This window comes from Oceanispirochaeta sp., from assembly GCF_027859075.1.
Classification (GTDB): Bacteria; Spirochaetota; Spirochaetia; order DSM-2461; family DSM-2461; genus Oceanispirochaeta.
In genome coordinates, this window is sequence record NZ_JAQIBL010000274.1 from 1 (window position 1) to 17,486 (window position 17,486).

General features: G+C 44.9%; 17 protein-coding genes. 8 read left to right on the forward strand and 9 right to left on the reverse strand.

The features are described 5' to 3' along the window. Window positions 1–156 precede the first annotated feature (156 nt). The 8 genes from pgsA to PF479_RS15205 all read right to left on the reverse strand — a co-directional run bounded on the left by pgsA (window position 157) and on the right by PF479_RS15205 (window position 10,277). Window positions 157–750: a CDP-diacylglycerol--glycerol-3-phosphate 3-phosphatidyltransferase gene (gene pgsA / locus PF479_RS15170; protein ID WP_298008107.1), complete on the reverse strand. Its 594-nt coding sequence runs from the start codon at window positions 748–750 to the stop codon at window positions 157–159. 77 nt (window positions 751–827) lie between these two features. Next, on the reverse strand, window positions 828–1,370 hold the full coding sequence (locus tag PF479_RS15175; RefSeq protein WP_298008109.1) for a hypothetical protein: 543 nt from the start codon (window positions 1,368–1,370) through the stop codon (window positions 828–830). Between the two features lie 169 nt (window positions 1,371–1,539). Next, window positions 1,540–3,042, reverse strand: coding sequence for a carboxypeptidase M32 (locus tag PF479_RS15180; RefSeq protein ID WP_298008110.1), 1,503 nt, complete (start codon window positions 3,040–3,042; stop codon window positions 1,540–1,542). Window positions 3,043–3,087: 45 nt separating this feature from the next. Continuing rightward, window positions 3,088–4,026, reverse strand: a complete 939-nt coding sequence (locus PF479_RS15185; protein WP_298008137.1) for a polyprenyl synthetase family protein — start codon at window positions 4,024–4,026, stop codon at window positions 3,088–3,090. Between the two features lie 42 nt (window positions 4,027–4,068). Continuing rightward, window positions 4,069–6,048, reverse strand: coding sequence for an NAD(P)/FAD-dependent oxidoreductase (locus PF479_RS15190; RefSeq protein WP_298008112.1), 1,980 nt, complete (start codon window positions 6,046–6,048; stop codon window positions 4,069–4,071). Window positions 6,049–6,174: 126 nt separating this feature from the next. Continuing rightward, window positions 6,175–7,929 carry a threonine--tRNA ligase gene (thrS, locus tag PF479_RS15195; RefSeq protein ID WP_298008115.1) on the reverse strand — a complete coding sequence of 585 codons (1,755 nt, stop codon included), beginning with the start codon at window positions 7,927–7,929 and terminating at the stop codon, window positions 6,175–6,177. 384 nt (window positions 7,930–8,313) lie between these two features. Next, entirely contained in the window at window positions 8,314–9,297 is a 984-nt protein-coding gene (locus PF479_RS15200) for a serine/threonine protein kinase (RefSeq protein WP_298008117.1), read from the reverse strand. An 8-nt stretch (window positions 9,298–9,305) separates the two neighbouring features. Beyond that, window positions 9,306–10,277, reverse strand: a complete 972-nt coding sequence (locus PF479_RS15205) for a hypothetical protein (protein ID WP_298008119.1) — start codon at window positions 10,275–10,277, stop codon at window positions 9,306–9,308. A 166-nt stretch (window positions 10,278–10,443) separates the two neighbouring features. Here PF479_RS15205 and PF479_RS15210 point away from each other — a divergent pair, with 166 nt between their 5' ends. Continuing rightward, window positions 10,444–11,676, forward strand: coding sequence for a hypothetical protein (locus PF479_RS15210; protein WP_298008120.1), 1,233 nt, complete (start codon window positions 10,444–10,446; stop codon window positions 11,674–11,676). A 27-nt stretch (window positions 11,677–11,703) separates the two neighbouring features. Here the strand turns inward: PF479_RS15210 and PF479_RS15215 are convergent, their stop codons facing one another. Then, on the reverse strand, window positions 11,704–12,660 hold the full coding sequence (locus PF479_RS15215; RefSeq protein ID WP_298008122.1) for a GGDEF domain-containing protein: 957 nt from the start codon (window positions 12,658–12,660) through the stop codon (window positions 11,704–11,706). A gap of 275 nt (window positions 12,661–12,935) precedes the next feature. Between PF479_RS15215 and PF479_RS15220 the strand changes: the two genes are divergently transcribed. The 7 genes from PF479_RS15220 (at window position 12,936) to PF479_RS15250 (ending at window position 17,416) form a co-directional block, all read left to right on the forward strand. Then, complete coding sequence (locus PF479_RS15220) at window positions 12,936–13,556, forward strand: histidine phosphatase family protein (RefSeq protein ID WP_298008124.1); 621 nt, start codon at window positions 12,936–12,938, stop codon at window positions 13,554–13,556. 57 nt (window positions 13,557–13,613) lie between these two features. Beyond that, on the forward strand, window positions 13,614–14,408 hold the full coding sequence (locus PF479_RS15225; protein ID WP_298008125.1) for a hypothetical protein: 795 nt from the start codon (window positions 13,614–13,616) through the stop codon (window positions 14,406–14,408). A gap of 101 nt (window positions 14,409–14,509) precedes the next feature. After that, the gene (locus tag PF479_RS15230; RefSeq protein ID WP_298008127.1) at window positions 14,510–14,674 is read left to right on the forward strand and encodes a hypothetical protein; all 165 of its coding nucleotides are present in this window, start codon (window positions 14,510–14,512) and stop codon (window positions 14,672–14,674) included. Window positions 14,675–14,757: 83 nt separating this feature from the next. Next, a complete protein-coding gene (locus PF479_RS15235) occupies window positions 14,758–15,792 on the forward strand; it encodes a hypothetical protein (protein ID WP_298008129.1) in 1,035 nt (344 codons plus the stop codon). A gap of 84 nt (window positions 15,793–15,876) precedes the next feature. Next, window positions 15,877–16,431, forward strand: a complete 555-nt coding sequence (locus PF479_RS15240) for a chromate transporter (RefSeq protein WP_298008131.1) — start codon at window positions 15,877–15,879, stop codon at window positions 16,429–16,431. Then, on the forward strand, window positions 16,428–16,988 hold the full coding sequence (locus tag PF479_RS15245; RefSeq protein WP_298008133.1) for a chromate transporter: 561 nt from the start codon (window positions 16,428–16,430) through the stop codon (window positions 16,986–16,988). The genes PF479_RS15240 and PF479_RS15245 overlap by 4 nt, the downstream gene beginning before the upstream one ends. After that, window positions 16,985–17,416: an NUDIX domain-containing protein gene (locus tag PF479_RS15250; RefSeq protein ID WP_298008135.1), complete on the forward strand. Its 432-nt coding sequence runs from the start codon at window positions 16,985–16,987 to the stop codon at window positions 17,414–17,416. Before PF479_RS15245 ends, PF479_RS15250 begins: the two co-directional genes overlap by 4 nt. Window positions 17,417–17,486 lie beyond the last annotated feature (70 nt).

The window sequence follows — 17,486 nt, forward strand, 5'->3', positions numbered from 1 at the left end:
TAAAAGAACAATTAGCAAGTGATCTGCTTATTCAGCAAAATCACTTTAGTTCCGAGCGATTCAGGCTGATTACCCGAACGCTCCGTGAATATAACGTTTATACCCATTTTTTGTCAACAGATATCTGGAAAAAATATCCATTTTTTTCTTAAAACGCTACTCCTTAATGAATTGCTTCATTGTTTCTGTTTTAAGGAAGAGAAGAAAGTACTCAAGGAAGGAGAGCAGGGAACTGACGGCAGCCAGAATAAACAATACCTGTGAAACTAAAATCAGTTCTGTCATAAATTCCAGGCTTCCAAGTGATTTCATGGTTAATACAAAGAGGCCGAAGATACCGGAAATAAAATAGAAAACTGCTTTTACCTTCCCCCCCCATTTAGCAGCCAGTGCGGTACCCTCTTTGGCAAGGACCATACGGATGAACATAATACAGAACTCTCTCCAAAGTATTATCATTAAGGCCCAGAGGGGCATTAACCCGGTGAATGCAAAGCAGACAAAATAGGTCACCCGGCTGATGACATCGGCGAAGGGGTCCATAATTTTCCCCATGTCGGAAACCATATTATGTTTTCTGGCAATATATCCGTCCAGAACGTCTGAGACTTCACTGACAATCTGAATGATCCATAGGGCGATCATCCCCTTTAAAAGAATGGATTCTCCCATCACTGTGAATACATAGAGAATGAAAAAAATCGGAGACAGAATCATCCGTCCCACTGTAAGTTTGTTTGGTAATGTCATGGGTTTATAGTATTTTGGGTCACCACTGATGTCAACTCATCCGGAATGAATTATTGCAGTTATACAGCTGGACAGTGTTATTTTCTGATGAGTTGGACCTGTTCGTCTACAAACAGATAGGACCATGTATCAAAGAATCCGGATTTAAGGAATTTTAATCCCGGGTATGAATACTGATAAATCTTTGAATCGTTGAAGTCTTCTTTTCTCAAGGAGTAGAACCATTCATTGCTTTCTTCCGGAAGCTCCGATAAAGGCATGGATACGGGTCTGGACAGGATACCAAGGGCTTCGATTCTACTCTCAAGAAAAAAGAGCCCCTCAGAAACATCCCTTTTTACAAAAACAACAGCCGCTTTTTCGCCTTTAAGCTGAATAATATGTTCTTCTTTATCAGAACTAGTCCACTGAAGAGACAGGGATCCTTCATTGGAAGGAAAAAACTGAAGTTCTCCCAGGAACATCTGTTCCTCTGTATGAAAATTTGTCAGAGGGACCTTCAAGGAAAATGACAGGATGAAAGGAAAGAGGAATAACAAGGGGAAAGTATAATATGAGATCCCGCAAAGCAAGCCCAGCAGAACAGCGGCAGCATTGGACAGGGAGAAAACACCAGGCATTGTGACTCCAGAAGACATACTCAGCCAGAGACCCACTGAGCAAAAAAGGCTTATACAGAAATAGACTATTGGTAATATGTATCTTTTATGCCTGAATTTGCTCCAGTGAACCCCACTGATGGTTGAGGAGAGAAAATAGAGGACCAGAGCCAGCCAGAAACGTGAATCCTCAAGCATACAGTTCCTTTTGTTTTTCCTCCAGATAATCTATAAAACTGGAGGAGTCCGGATCGGAACCACTGAGTGACCTCATCAACTCTGTTGAAGAGTAGAGGGCTCCTTTAGAATGAATGTGTTCCTTGAGCCATTTCAGGATATCACCAAACTGACCCTGTTCTATCTGAAAGTCAACATCCCTCAAATCATGCCTTAATTGTTTCCAGATTTGTGCAGAATAAAGATTCCCCAGAGTATAGGTTGGAAAATACCCCATATCTCCGCTGGACCAGTGAATATCCTGAAGAATCCCGCTGAGATCATTCTGGTTTTGAATACCCAGAAGTTTGAAACTCTCGTTATCCCATGCATTCGAAAGATCATCCACCTGAAGGGTCCCATTAATAAGGGCTCTTTCCAGCCGGAATCTCAAAAAGATATGCTGATTATATGTCAACTCATCCGCATTAACACGAATGAGGCTTCTCTCTACGCGGTTCATATTCTGGAAAAGCTCATCAATGTCGATGTCGATGTTGATATCCCTATTCTGATTGGACATTTCCTGCTCAATAATCCTTTTAAGATAGACACAAAAAGCCTGGGACCGGCCAATGATATTTTCCCATAGCCTGGATTGAGACTCATGGAATCCCAGGGAACAGGCTTCAGAGACAATGGTCCCATACCATGCGGGAGGAAGATTCTGTTCATACAAGCCATGTCCGCCCTCATGAATGGTACTGGACAAGCCACTGAAAAAAGCATTCTCATCAAAAGCAGTAGTGACTCGTATATCTCTGGAACCCAGAGTTGTTGTGAAGGGATGTACCGAAAAATCGAGTCGCCCCGCCTTGAAATCGTATCCCATATCCTCCAGGACTCTCACGCTGATTCTCTTTTGAACAGACAGGGGGATCTTCCGCCCGTGAAGGCAATCCAGAGTGCTGGTGTTCTTCACTCCCAGGTCTATGAGAGGAGATAAATCACTCTCCATCCTATCGAATAACACTTCCATAACAGAAGCCTTCATCCCTGGTTCATATATATCCAGCAAAACATCATAGGGTTCGTCTTTAAGGTCACTGTACCCGCAACGCTCCTGGAGAAGGGTGACCATAAACTTCAGGGCGGGAGCAAAGATTTGAAAATCATCCTTATCTCTGGCTTTGAGCCAGCTTTCTCTTGCCAGAGCTCCGGCCTCCACAAAGCGTGTCATAAAATCCGGTGGCAGAACCTGATATTCCTTATATCTGCGGTTCAAGAGGCGGTACCACATCTGCACCTGCTCATCCCCGTTTTCCTGCAGATAAGAAAGCCATTCAGGCCAGCCGGGGTCCTGAAGAAGCAGGGTTAATTTATCCTGTATCATTCCCATCTGGCGGGCCCTGTCCCCGGCAGCAGCCTCAGGCATTCCAGTTTCCTGATCCCAACTCAATAAAGCCAGGATATGTTCCAGATCTTTAATGGACTGTTCTATTATTTTAATATCCTGAATAGCACGATCTGAGTTCATAGATTCTATTATCCAATAGAATGGGATTTTTGGAAAGAATAACTCTTAAGGTCTTTTCTGAGCTGTCTTCTGAAGTGAAAAGAGGAGATTACTATATTGTTTAAAAGCTTCGGGGCTGAGAGCTCTCTCTGACAGAGACAAGGATTTGGAAGTGTATTCTTCTGATATAAGAAATGCTTTATCCGTGTATTTTCCTCTGAGTATCATTGATCGGATGAGAGCTGTGCTTATGCTTCGAAATGGCTGCCTCAAGAGGAACTTCAACACAGGCTGTTCTTCTTCCAGAGCCAGAATCAGGGGCAATGTCGGTATACCGTCTTTCAGATCATTTCCTGCCGGTTTGCCCATTTTCCGAGAATCCCCGGTATAGTCCATGATATCATCTCTGATCTGGAAAGCCATACCGAATTCAAGACCCATGTGATACAGTTCATTTTGCACCTCAGGACTCCGGCCCCCCATCAATGCCCCTGTAAAACAGGACAAGCCAAAGAGCTCAGCAGTTTTCCCGCTTATTCTTTTATAATACCGATCCCGGTTGATAAAAAAATCCCCGGTACTGGAATCCTGATCGATTTCACTGAGACAAAGCTGCTCCAGACTCTCTGTCATATAGGGAACAAGAGATTCGCTGAAATGGGAAGAAGAAAGGCGGAGTGACTGGGACAAAAGGTAGTCACCAGCCAGAATGGCTCTCTTTGCGCCTTCCTTCCTGTACAATGTCGTATTCCCCCGCCTCTTGAGGGCATCATCCAGGACATCATCATGAGCCAGAGAGGCAATATGCAGCAATTCTATAGCCGCGGCAACCGCGATAAGATCAGAGGGTTCGGCATCTCCGCCTTCTGCGCAGAGTAGAAAGAAGGCGGGTCTTAAAAGCTTTCCCGGTCTTTTAGTGAGTGTTTCCAGGTCGCCGCGAATCAGTGTCGGACTCTTCTGAACAACATCATCAATTTTTTGAAGTACCTGCTGAAGCGGGGCCATCAATGATGACTCCTCCTCCAGATATGTAAATGTCCGGGTCAATCAGTTCTTCCCCTTCTTATTCCGGGGCTCTCCAAAGTAAAAATAGGTTTTATGAGCCAGAGTTGTGCCGTTCCACCACTTCTTCAGCCAGGGCATGACCCAATAATCCAGTCCCAGAACCCTGCCGGCTCCTCCGAGCATCATAACAGCTGCAAAGATAAACCAAATCTGTTCCCAGCTGAAAAAGCCGGAGAAGATGAAAACAAAACACATGATGATGGATACTCCTGCTGCGGGAAACACAAAGAGTCCGCCAATAAGGGCCAACCCAATGAGAATTTCCACAGAAACGACCATTGTCTGAAAAAGCTGGAACGGCAGGTATGCTGCCATCCCATCCATAAAGGTTTCCCGGAACCAGGTCACCACGATGTTGTCAGGTTTAAGGACAAGACCCGTTGTATCCCACAGCTTACCAAGGACATGAACAGCTGTATCTGTGGCTGTTGCTGCGACCTCTTCCACTATTTCACTGGCGGCAGCCACTGCATCAGCAGTTTCTGCAACCACAGTTGCTGCTCCATCCGATGAAGCAGCAACCGCTGCTCCCGGATCATAGGATGCGGGTGTTCCAAATCCTGCCTGAACAATACCACGGCTGAACATCCATCCAGATTTTGAACCCAGATCAAACTGAAGCCATCCTTCCCCGATTTTATTCAGCCCCTCTATAAGCCACATAAGACCCAGCCAAAGACGAAGGGGAAAAGCCCAGAGTGACTGTATATGATTACTGATAAATCCACCCACAAGGGTTCTGCCTTCGTTCATATCAAAAATTTCATGCTGAATATACTTCCACCAGCCATTCACACCGCTGACAGAATGCAGATAAAGGACATTGACAAGATGTTTCAGGGTCATAGCAGGTATACCGGAAAGAGAGACTCCACCAGTATGTGAAACCGCATATCGGCCGCCTATAGAAACCATAAACCCATGGAAATTGGATTTAAATGTATATTCCTTATCGATCCCGTTGATTTTAGAGACAATATTGTGAACCGCCACTGAAGCGGTCTGCTCGGCTGCTTCAACAATCTGAGGCACGGGTCTCTCATTCTCAATGAACCACTGGGCATCACCCACGACAAAAAGGTTTTCATGCTCTTCACTCTGCATGGTCGCCTTGACCTTGAGTCTGTCAACATGACCGATTTTCAGGCCCGTATCCACTCCGAATTGACCGCCCTTGATTCCACAGGTCCAGATGAGAGTACCGCATTTTATGGTAGTACCGTTTTTCAGGGTTAAAGAACCCTTCTCCGCCTTGGTGATGAGAGCATTGAGCATGATTTCCACACCCTTTTTCTCCATATAACGCTGGGCTTTGATCCGTGGTTTTTCCGGTATCATATTGAGGATATTTCCAAGACCTTCCGCATTGATAAGGCGTACTTCTTCTGGATCTATTTTATAGTCCCTGCACATGAGGGGCAACTTTTCGATCAGTTCACCGACCATTTCCACACCGGTAAATCCTGCACCTGCAACAACAAAAGTCATTAACATTTTCCGGATCTCAGGATCCTTCTCATAGGAAGCCATCCGGAACATTTCCCGGATATGATCCTTAATATCGAGGGCGTCCTGATAACACCAGAGTGGTAAGGAGTGTTCTTTCACACCGGGGATACCGAAATCAGTAGATTCTGCACCCGTCCCCATGATTAGATAATCATACTCATAGCTGGCCGTATCAGACTTAAGAATCTGTTTATCCGCATCCAGACTCGTAACCTGATCCTGAATGACCTTTACTTTTTTTCCTGAAAAAATTCTATCAAAAGAGATTTTTACACAGCCGTGCTGCTCTACCCGGCCACCGGCAATCTCGTGAAGTTCGGTCATCAGGGTATGATATGGATTCTTATCAATAAGAGTGATTTCAACATCCTTGTTTTTCTTGAATGCTTTATGAAGCAGCTTTCCTGCATGGATTCCGGCATATCCTCCACCTAATATAACAATTCTGTTCATATCACAACCCCTATCTTTTTAGTATTCTTTTATCTATTAGAACATAATAATGATAATATGAACACTGTCAATCAATAATTGTTTATCAAAAAGGAAAAAAGTCCCGAAAAACTTCTTTTTAATAAATTAGGGCATTTCCTTTTTGACTATTTTTTCCTGAATCATACTGATGGCATCATTCAGAGGAATGCTGTTTAACTGTTCACCCGTACGTATCCGGATGCTGACCGATTTTTCATTCATTTCCTTCTCACCCAATACCAGCATATAAGGAATCTTCTGGTTCTGGGCGTTTCTGATTTTAGCATTCATCCGGTCATCCGAAAGGTCTGAATCAGCAATGAGGTCTGCAGCTCTCAGAGCCTGTTCCACATCTTTGGCATAGGCATCAAATTTATCACTCACAGGTATGACTTTGACCTGCAGAGGAGCCAGCCACACAGGGAAGGCCCCACCGTAATTTTCGATGAGAACACCGTAAAATCTTTCCAGAGAACCCAGGAGGGCACGATGGATCATATAGGGTCGTTTCTCCTGACCGTCTTTATCAACGAAGGTCATTTTAAAACGTTCGGGCTCATTAAAGTCAAATTGAATAGTAGAAAGCTGCCAGGATCGGCCAATGGCATCCTTCACCTTCAGGTCAATTTTAGGACCGTAAAAAGCTCCGCCCCCTTCATCCACTTCATAGTCCAGCCCTTCTGCTTCAATAGACTGTCTCAGAGATTCCTGAGCCGCCTCCCAGCGTTCAGGGTCTCCCACAGCCTTCTCGGGGCGTGTTGACAAATAAGCTTGTATCTCTTTAAATCCGAAAGCTCTCAGCATGGAGAGGCTGAACCTCAGAACCTCAGAGACTTCGTCCTGCATCTGATCGGGTGTACAGAACAGGTGTGCATCATCCTGGGTAAATCCACGGACTCTGAGAAGGCCATGAAGGGTTCCGGATCGTTCATACCGGTAAACCGTTCCCAACTCGGCCCAGCGGAAAGGAAGCTCCTTGTAGGAGTGCTTTCCATTGTTGTAGATCATGATATGAAAGGGGCAGTTCATTGGCTTGGCGTAGTAGTCCGCATTGTCCATGACCATGTTGGGATACATGCCCTCCTTGTAGAAATCAAGGTGTCCTGAGGTCTCCCAGAGCCATGATTTTCCTACATGAGGTGTAAAGACCATTTCGTAGCCGTTTTTATAGTGTTCTTTTCTCCAGAAGTCTTCGATGGTAACCCTCATACGGGCTCCCTTGGGATGCCAGTATACAAGACCGGGACCGGCTTCTTCGTGAAGACTGAAAAGATCCAGTTCCTTCCCCACCCGTCTGTGATCGCGTTTTTCCATCTCTTCCAGAAACTCCATATGAGCCTTCAAAGCCTTGGCATCACCGAAGGCGGTGGCATAGATCCTCTGCAGCATGGGACGCTTTTCATCACCCCGCCAATAGGCTCCGGCAATGGAAAGGAGTTTAAAACCCTGAGCGTTCAATCGGCTGGTATCTTCCACATGAGGGCCCCGGCACAGATCGGTAAAATGAGAACCCATTTTATAAATAGAGATTTCTTCATCTTCCGGGAATTCCTGAATCAGTTCCATCTTATAGGGCTGATCTTTAAACAGTTCCAAAGCCTCAGATCGACTGAGAACGTCCCTCTCGAAACCCACCTGATCTTTGATGATCTCCTGCATTCCCTTTTCGATTTTTTCCAAATCTTCATTTGTCAATTTCCGGGGAAGATCGAAGTCATAATAGAATCCGTTTTCGATGGCAGGGCCGATGGCGAACTTGGCTTCCGGCATAATTTTCAGGACAGCCCCGGCCATGACATGGGCCATGGAGTGACGTAGTTTCTGGAGTTTTTCCAGCTTTTTCTGTTCTTTGCTATTCATAATCCGTACCTCCGTTTCAGAACGGCATAAAAAAACCCTTTCATGCTTCGTCCTGTCACTAAAAAATTAATTTCAGCATAAGGACGAAGAACAAAAGGGTTCTCCGCGGTACCACCTTACTTCGCCCCTGCCAGTGTGTGTCTGCAGAAGGCGCTCTCAGCTCTCCCTTGACGCGGGATTTCGGCTTCATCTAGTCGGAATATTTCCTAAATTTGAAAATTTTCCTTTCGGGAAGCAGCTCGGGAGGGGTTTTCACTGATCCGGAATCGGCAATCTTCCAACCAATGGACCGCCTCTCTCTAGACCCGGGGGACAGTTACTCGTCTCCGTCTAAACTTGTAAACTAAATATGGTGAAAGACCCGGCAAATGTCAAGAAAGTCACTCATGTGTTTTCATTAAAATCCAGGATTTCCTTGTACTGATTCCTCAGATCCCGAATTTCGATCTCCCAGAAAGAATCACTCCCCCAACCAGGATAGTGTTTCTGAAAACTAAAATCATTTTTCTGCCGGCCGCACCAAGCCAGAAAATACACCATACGCATAGCCCTGAGTGGCTCCACCAGACCCAGGCTGGAAGACTCCATAGAGCGGAATTCCTGATAACCATCAAGGAGCATGAAAAACTCTTTTCGACAGGCAGAGGCATGCCCGGGAAGGAGCAGCCAGAAATCCTGAACCGCCGGCCCCATGGCCATATCATCAAAATCGATGATCATAAGCCCTTCTTCCATTCTGTCCAGTATATTGCCGCAGTGAAAGTCACCGTGGATACGAAGCTCTTCCACATTGTCAAACATGGGAGTAATTATATCAGAAATATTTCTGACTACAGACTCGAACTCCCCGGCCCTGCGGGTGGGCATCTGTTCTAAAAGATCCTGGCAATCCTTGATAAAAGTGGCTCCCGGATGGAGTCGGGGCCGATGAAGAGCTTTTACCTTATCTCCGGCGCTGTGCATTCTACCGACAAGCTGCCCCAGGCGGTACCATTGTTCTTCATCTTCTCTAAATTCCCAGAGCCGTCCGCTTTTATAGGGAAAAAGGGCAAAACTGAGGCCGTCTTTAGTTTTCCCTATGGTTTCTTCATTTTTAAGATATTCAGGAAGAGCAAGAGGAATGTCCATCTCACCGCAGTCTTCCATAAAATCATGTTCTTCCTGTATGGCCTCGTCGGACCAGCGGTCAGGTCTGTAGAATTTAACAACAAAGCGATCCCCATCATCACTCTTCAGTTCATAAACACGATTGATATAACTGGGAAGAGGTTGGACCAGAGGGAGGAAAGACAATTCGGTCTGACCTTCAACTGTATCAATAATATTTTGCGGGTTTAGAGATTCAAAATCACTCCCCTTCGATTTCATATCTTCCATCAACCAGCAGACTCTGACCGTGATTGAAACGGAGAAAACCAATCGGGCATATTATAGAGATGTGAAAGGATAAAATTCTTTTGATCCCAGGCGGCAATCCTCTTATCGGTAATGATAAATCTCGTTTCTTCATTACCGGGTGTCCAGTGAGTATTTTCATCCAGTGAGAACTGGACTGATTTGTCTTCTGATAGATTATAGAAATACAACAAAAAATCATTTTCAAAGGGTTTGATCATCAGACAGTTTCCATCCCTGGAAAAACAACCCCGGCCATTTTCCACTTTTCTGGACTGTAAAACCTGTCCACTCTGATTCAATTTTATAAGGAGTGATGTTTCTACAGGGTATTTCTGCCAGTTCCTGTAACTTCCTGGGGTATGGATAAAGATGTCTTCTTCCTGAGGGATCATATCCATGATGCAGGGCACGGTAGCTATATAATCTAAATGCCTGTAATCTTCTGCTTCCAAAGAAACCCCACGTTGAAAAAAGGAATAACCCTCCAGCCTCTGTACTGCAATTGAAAAGAAATAAGCTTCCGGAAAAACTGTCTTATGAGCCATAAGCAAGGACCCGTTGGCCATGGTTCGTATAAAAAGGACAGGATTGGAGCCAAAAAAGGCATGGTCTTCTATGGAATTCATCCTGACCATCTCTTTTCGGGGTTTTGTTCTGAAATTATCCCAAATATGGATTTCTTCTCCCGCGAGGATTCCGAAGGACATATCTGTAAAGGCAAATAAAACAACCGGTCTGCAGGGGATTGATTCAGAGGATCCCGAGTTCAGATTCTTCAGTACCAGCTTTCCCCGTTCCATCCCATCAAAGTTTTCTATCAGAGTCCAGACATGTTGAGAAGAATTATAAAGGAGCAGAATATAAACATCTGGACCAAGAGAGAGGACCTGTTTGATCTCATCATCATCCACTGCCTTATATTGACAGATTTTCTTCTGCAATGCTCTCAAGCTGGTAATCGTCCTCATCTGTTATGATTTTTAATTAGTGAAACTTTGTACCGAATCTCAGGACTTGTCAAGGCAAATACTTTTCAAGAAAGCTATCAGGATTCAGGAGCTTATCAAGAAATAAAGGACAGGATATACTGATGTCACTCAAATCCAAGGATGGTTTATGACCCCTGTAAAAAATCTGATACTCCTGATTCTGCTGATTCTGACATCATTCACTGTTCATGCATCTGACACATCCTCCCAGGAAGTCCTCCTTGCTGAAGAAGTCTTCAACAATGTGGATAATCTCATTGAAGATAAAAAATATGAATCCGCCTGGACTCTTCTTCATGAACATGCCGAATCTCTTGATTTTGCAGATCTGATAATCAAAAAGACCGAACTATGCCTCCGCTACTTTGTGCTGACCAACAGGCACGGTATGTTTGCCTTTACTGATTTGGAAGGAGACGAAAATCTATTGGAATTAAGAAAACAACAGAACAACTATGAATTAAAACTCTTTGATCCGGAAGGCGGGTTGAAAATGGCTCTGCAGGGCAGTCCTGATAGAGGCGAACTCTACTACTGGCTGGGAGAGTTTTACAATGAAGTCCTGTCCTTTTATGGAGATACCTGGAATGAAACTCAAGATGATCTTCGGAATCATATTCAGGAAAATTTTGAAAAAGCCCTTTCACTGGGAATGGAGACTGAGGATATTTATGCCAAACTGGCTCATACAGAATTGCTGAAAGGAGAGTGGGATCAGGCTGCAGAACATTTAACCCAGGCCATGGCTTATGATCGGGAAGATGCCGCCTATTATCAGAACCTGGCCATTGCCCAGTTGAATCTGGACCGTTTGGCCCAGGCTGAAGTCAATGCCGAACTGGCCATAAATCTATATACCGACCCTCTCTATAAGGCTGATACATGCTTTCTGGCTTCAACAATCGCCTTATACCGCAGCAGAACGGACAGTGCCGCTGATTATCTGAATAAAGGCTTTAAATTGTCTCCGGGTGATTTCCGCTTTCCTGATCGGCTGATCAGATTACACCTCTCTCAGGAGAACTATGAGGATGCCCGCCGATCGGCGGAAGATCTGTTCGGGCTGTACCCGGAAAACCCGGAAACCTGTAACACCATCATTCAGTATTTTTTCAGTCATCAACGACTGGATGAAACCCGGGGATTCTTTGAGACACAACTCAAAAAGTACGGTGAAAGACCTGAGGTCATGGGAAATCTGTATTTTCATCAGGCCGTAGCCTCTCATTACCAGGGATTGGAGTATGAAGCCCTCGATTTATTTGACCTGGCAGAAGAGGAATTCAATAAGACCGACCCTCCCAATCCTCTGGTTTTTGATGCCATTAAAAAGATGAGAGGGATTATATCGGGTCAATAATCATAAGGGAGAAACCGGGATTATGTCTTATTCCTGGCCCAATGTATCGGGATTCCATATGACCTTGTTCCTGCCTGTATGTTTCGCCGTATATAACCTTTTATCCACTCTCTGCATTATTTGCTCCAGAGAGAGGCCTTTGTGACTCTGGGAGATCCCCATGCTGATGGTGATCTTTTTGCGGACGCCGCTGAATGAGAAACTCCCGATCATCGTCCTGATTCTCTCTCCCAGGATCAGAGCCTCGGCTCCCTTGGTCTCTGGAAGAATCAACATAAATTCTTCACCACCAAAACGGAAGACCTTATCGGAAAGACGTACCGAGTTTCTGAGAACCCCCGCCAGTTCCCGAAGGACTTCATCTCCCGTAATATGTCCATAGATATCATTTATAGTCTTGAAATGATCGATATCCAACAGGGCGATACAGAAAGGATTCTCCGAACGATCACTGCGGGCCATCTCTCTTAAAAGCGCCTCTTTCATATGCCTTCTATTGTACAACCCCGTCAGAGGGTCTGTAGCACTTTCGGTCTCAAGCATAGTGTATTGCTCTTCCAGAGTGGCTCTATTCATAAAATTTTCGGTCCGCATAAAATTCAGGCTCATAAACATCACCCAGCTGAGGCCATAAAATATAAATACCTGAACGACCTGATAGACTTCAATACCAATGCTGTCGTTGAGGATCAGCAATGACAGGATCATCAGGAAGAGAGTCCATCCGGACAAGAGAGCAAAATCCCGGGGAAGAAGCCATAAGATAGTACATGTATACATCAAGGCAATAATATAAGCCGAAATATCATAGCTGAAGTGTAGATCCAGAAAGGTCAGGAAAATCAGGGACGCCTCTATGACGGCGATAAAAGAGAAGAGAAGAATTTTTTTTACATTCTCAGAAACAATTTTTCTGAAGGATAAAAAGAGAACAAGGTATAATAGGGAGCAGGCTATAATCATACCAAATATTGTCAGGTACATATTAATCGATTTTGCCTCCATGCCATCCATAGGGAAAAAACGATTTTGAATGATATACACTATTGAGATGCCAATCAAAAGAAAGACCAGGACTTTTAATTGTCTGAGATTAAAAGTGTTTTGATTTTCTAAAAATGAAATATGTAAAGTCTCAGGGATTTTTAATCCCCGAATTATAAAAAAACGGCTCATACTTCAATATTAAAGTCAGATATTGAATCAAACAAGAAAAAAACTGCTATTTTTTTCTTTTAATTGATTATAAGATTTGCCTTATGACAGAATTGTATATTATGCGTCACGGCGAAACAGATTGGAACCGCCAGAAACGCTATCAGGGACAGATGGATTCGGCTCTGACAGATACAGGAAAATTGAGAACTCTTCTTCAAAAAGAGAAACTCAAGGATGTGGATTTTGAAAGAGTCTTCTGCAGTCCTCTGGGCCGAACAAGGGCAACCCTGAAACTTCTGACACCCCGTTCCCGGGGACTTATCTACGATGACAGACTCAAGGAAATTTGTCTGGGCTTGCTTCAGGGGAAAACACATGCCGAATTGGCAGATCCTGAAAGAATAGCGCAGGAGAAGTTCTGGACTGATCCGGAGTCATTTTCCGCCGATGGTGCCGAAACAATGGCGGAACTGGAAATCAGAGTGAAGGATTTTTTGTCAGACCTGAAAAAAATGGAAGGCAGAATTTTGATTGTCACTCATACGGTCATCATTAAAATGGTTCTGAAAATTCTAGATTCAAAACCCATAAGCGCTCTATGGGGGGGGCCCTTCCTGCATCCTGGAACAATTCTCATTGTGGATACAGATCATCAGCCCTGTATCCGCGAGGTGATTCATCCCCAGGAGAAAATGGAGCGTTCTGTCAGCTATACGGCTTAAAAAAATATTGATATAAAATCAATGATTGTTTATTCTTTAAAATAGCAGGAGTTAAGTATGGATGCATCGGATTCACTCAGCCGTTTTTACAAAAATCTGACAGATGGAAAAACCTCCACCCTCAGGAAAATGTTTGTGGATCAGCCATGGATTGACACACCCCTATCGGGTTCTCTCAGGGGTGACGCCGGGTTGGCGGAACTGATGGATAACGAAGGCTCCTGGATGCGAAACCATCTGATCTCGGTTGAACTGGTTTCTCAGATCAAGGACGAAAAACGCATAGCTGTAGAGCTGAGACTCTATGCCAAAATTAACGGAGAGAAGAAAGATCTTCCCGTCATACTGATCGGGGACCTTCAAGATGATCTCTTTGACCAAATCAGGATATATCACAGCACATGGCCCATCAACGGTCGACACAGCTACAGGGCTCCCCTTGTCTGGCCCGAAGCTGAACTGAGGAAACCTGAGATTATCAATGAATACATATCATACCTGACAAAGCAGGATTATAATAAAATTCTGGCTTTATTCACAGAAAATGCATTCATACAGGAACCAAGCGGCCTGGGATTCATCCATCAAGGTCCCGAAGCAAGGGAAGCATTTTTTATAAAGATCATGGCCGACGGCCCCCTGGGCATCACCCACTCAGCCGTCCTTCAGGATCAGAAACATTTTTGTGCCGAATACATCTGCAATAGTTGGGGAAAGCTACAGTTCGAACCTATGGCAGGATGCACAGTCTATGGATTGACAGAACAAAAAGACAAACTGACTGCCATACGAGTTTATGATGATATAACGGTTCCAGGTGAAACAAACCTTATTATACCTCCCCTGGATTAAGGCAAGAAGATCTCTTTCATAAACAAATAAAAGAAATTGGAATGTTGGGAGAGAGTGCATTAGAATTGACTTTGAAGATAAAAAGAAAGGTAGGCTTATTTATGTCTGAAAAACAAATCACAGTAAAAGAATTCTCCGATGAACTTGTGAAACGTCTCAATAAGGGAAAGACCGTAGACTGCTGCAAGAAAGAACTTTTGAACCTCGCAGCCCTTGCCAGGGAAAAAATGGGGGATGAAAAAATAATGGTCGACTGGAAGGACTGATTTTCATAGTAGGAAAATATTGATTTACCACAAAGATCATTCAGTATATGATATGAGAACTATCAGTCTGAGGAGATGCTCAATTGAAAAAGCAATTTGTGGTACTTTTAATTTTTATAATTTCTGTCGCCTTCATATCAGCCAAAGAAATAACCCAGCAATCAAGCTGGGGAGTCGAATTCGCCTACTATTTGGACGACAACGATGGCAAGAATGCAAATAACGGATTTACATGGCCCCATTATTCTCCCATTGAGGTCCCATCATCCTCTTACCCTGACGATTTAGATGAAGGACGGCCCTTAGGCAGTGGCTGGGGTTCTGTGGAGCTTCAGGTTTATCTTGATCATACCATTACAGTTCCCTTCCTCCAGGGAAGCGGCCCTCTCACTAAAGGCAACAATGTACAATTCGGATTCAGGGGATACCTGGCCCCGGTTGTGGCCTATGCTCAGGCCAAGGCTGTGATCACTCCCATCGCCTTTTTAAATTTTGGAGCCGGTTATTCAATCGGTTCCGGTTGGGCCGGACTGGGGTTCAACGGCATCGGGCTGAATAATGACGGAACCGGGATTCCCGAAAGCGATCCCTTTCCCGGAGCCGTAATGGAAACCTGGATGAGCGGTACTTTTCAGTTTGATATGGCCGCAGTTGTTCCCGGAGAGTGGAATCATGTGGTTGTTGTGGCCAGCGGAAAACTGAAAAATATGTATTTCACGGCCGCGGGAGACAATGATGCCTGGCAGTGGAAGGCCGACGATGGAGAAAACTTCAACGGCAATATGTTCCTGGGAACCTATGTATTGGGCTATCAGATGCCCTTGCTGGTCGACATGGTTGGTTTTATGGTGGAAACAGAGCAGTATCTGGGCGATGTTAAAGACATGTCCACCATGGATGAAAAGGGTTGGGGTTCAGACTTTGTTGAAGTCAAGTTCGGTCCTCTTGTCAATGTGACATTTGATGATAAGAACAGCCTCACAACTCTGGTTCAGTTAAAAACTGACAGACTCTACAGCGATGACACCATTCATGACAACTACTATGAAACCCGGAGCTATGAATCTACTTTTGTGAAGATTCACCGTGTGGCCCTGGCCTATAAACACAAGTTTTAATGCATCCCTGCCGGCTTCTTTCAAGCCGGCAGTTCTTATTTTGGCAATCCATCATTATTATTTAACTCTTTGAGCAGGAGACAAATGGACAGTCCTAAAATTCATTTAAATGAATTGTATTTCCTCTTTTTTAAAATTGGTTCGGTCACCTTTGGAGGTGGATACACCATGCTTCCCATGCTGGATAGAGAACTGTCAGAAAAAAGAAGATGGGTCACAGAAGAAGAACTCCTGGATTATTATGCCATCGGCCAATCTACTCCCGGAATCATCGCTATCAATACGGCAACCTTTGTCGGATATAAAACGGCTGGGATTCCCGGTGCCATTGCCGCCACCCTGGGAATGGTAAGCCCCTCTTTGATCATCATCATTCTGATAGCCGCATTTTTGAGGAACTTCAACGAAGTTCCTCTGGTACAGAAAGCCCTGAAGGGTGTAAATATAGCAGTCGCGGTTCTGCTCATCTTTTCTGTGTGGAAATTTGCTCAAAAAACAGTGAAGGATATCCCGGGATTTCTCATCTGCCTCACGGCCTTTCTAGCCGTCGGGTTCGGAGGCATTTCTCCTATCCCCGTGGTGGCACTCTCGGCGTTCCTTGGAATAGTCATCCCTATTCTGAAACGGAGAAAGAAATGAGTTTCCTGACCCTTTATCTGATCTTCTTTAAAATTGGTCTATTCACCATCGGCGGCGGGTTGGCAGCCCTTCCCCTCCTGCAGAATGAAGCGATGAAGAGACAATGGTTCAGCCAGGCAGAATTTTTTCATATGGTCGCTGTTTCCGAATCAACTCCCGGTCCCATTGGTGTCAATATGGCCACCTATATAGGATGGGATTACGCCGGGATTGCTGGATCGCTGGTGGCTACCTTCGGTCTGGTCAGCCCCTCTTTGATTATTATTATCCTGATAGCCAGGTATTTTTTTCATTTTAATGAGAAACCTCTGGTGCAGTCGGCTCTATCCGGCCTCAGACCGGCGGTGACCGGTCTCATAGCCACGGCAGCCTTCAACGTTCTCACGGTCGCGGTGTTTCCCATTCAAACCTTCCGGGAGAATGGTTTGTGGGGAGAGTTATTCGACCCGGCGACACTGATCCTGTTTGTTTTGATAGTTGCCGCCTATGTGAAATGGAAGGCTCATCCCGTATTTTATGTGGCCGCTGCAGCTGCGGCAGGGATGATTTTTCTATGAGCCGGATTACGAACATTCCGGCCAGCTATCTTGTACTCTTGAAAGAGGAGGAAGTTCTACTCCTTCAAAGACAGAATACCGGCTTTGGGGATGGAGATTACAGCTTCATCGCCGGTCATGTGGAAAAGGATGAATCCTTCAGCCAGGCCCTGCACAGAGAGGCTCTGGAAGAAGCTGGTATCCGCCTCGATCCCGAACATGTAAAAACGTCCCATATTATGCATCGAAAATCTGATGATTCCGTACGGGTGGATGTTTTCTTCGTGTCCCATTTCTGGGAGGGAGAAATTAAAAATCGAGAACCGGAGAAATGCTCTGATCTCTCCTGGTTCCCTTTAAACCACCTTCCTGACAATATGATTCCCTATATCCGGGAAGCCCTCAGTCTCATCAGGAAAGGCGTGCATTACAGTGAATACGGCTGGTAGACTGTCACCAGCCTCCCGAAGCTCCTCCGCCGCCGAAGCCTCCGCCTCCACCGCTGAATCCGCCCCCGCC

Bases quoted from the DNA above. Each gene is read 5' to 3' on its own strand.
- pgsA (WP_298008107.1), bottom strand. From the start codon at position 750: ATGACATTACCAAACAAACTTACAGTGGGACGGATGATTCTGTCTCCG.
- PF479_RS15175 (WP_298008109.1), bottom strand. From the start codon at position 1,370: ATGCCTGGTGTTTTCTCCCTGTCCAATGCTGCCGCTGTTCTGCTGGGC.
- PF479_RS15180 (WP_298008110.1), bottom strand. From the start codon at position 3,042: ATGAACTCAGATCGTGCTATTCAGGATATTAAAATAATAGAACAGTCC.
- PF479_RS15185 (WP_298008137.1), bottom strand. From the start codon at position 4,026: ATGGCCCCGCTTCAGCAGGTACTTCAAAAAATTGATGATGTTGTTCAG.
- PF479_RS15190 (WP_298008112.1), bottom strand. From the start codon at position 6,048: ATGAACAGAATTGTTATATTAGGTGGAGGATATGCCGGAATCCATGCA.
- thrS (WP_298008115.1), bottom strand. From the start codon at position 7,929: ATGAATAGCAAAGAACAGAAAAAGCTGGAAAAACTCCAGAAACTACGT.
- PF479_RS15200 (WP_298008117.1), bottom strand. From the start codon at position 9,297: ATGAAATCGAAGGGGAGTGATTTTGAATCTCTAAACCCGCAAAATATT.
- PF479_RS15210 (WP_298008120.1), top strand. From the start codon at position 10,444: ATGACCCCTGTAAAAAATCTGATACTCCTGATTCTGCTGATTCTGACA.
- PF479_RS15215 (WP_298008122.1), bottom strand. From the start codon at position 12,660: ATGTACCTGACAATATTTGGTATGATTATAGCCTGCTCCCTATTATAC.
- PF479_RS15220 (WP_298008124.1), top strand. From the start codon at position 12,936: ATGACAGAATTGTATATTATGCGTCACGGCGAAACAGATTGGAACCGC.
- PF479_RS15225 (WP_298008125.1), top strand. From the start codon at position 13,614: ATGGATGCATCGGATTCACTCAGCCGTTTTTACAAAAATCTGACAGAT.
- PF479_RS15230 (WP_298008127.1), top strand. From the start codon at position 14,510: ATGTCTGAAAAACAAATCACAGTAAAAGAATTCTCCGATGAACTTGTG.
- PF479_RS15240 (WP_298008131.1), top strand. From the start codon at position 15,877: ATGGACAGTCCTAAAATTCATTTAAATGAATTGTATTTCCTCTTTTTT.
- PF479_RS15245 (WP_298008133.1), top strand. From the start codon at position 16,428: ATGAGTTTCCTGACCCTTTATCTGATCTTCTTTAAAATTGGTCTATTC.
- PF479_RS15250 (WP_298008135.1), top strand. From the start codon at position 16,985: ATGAGCCGGATTACGAACATTCCGGCCAGCTATCTTGTACTCTTGAAA.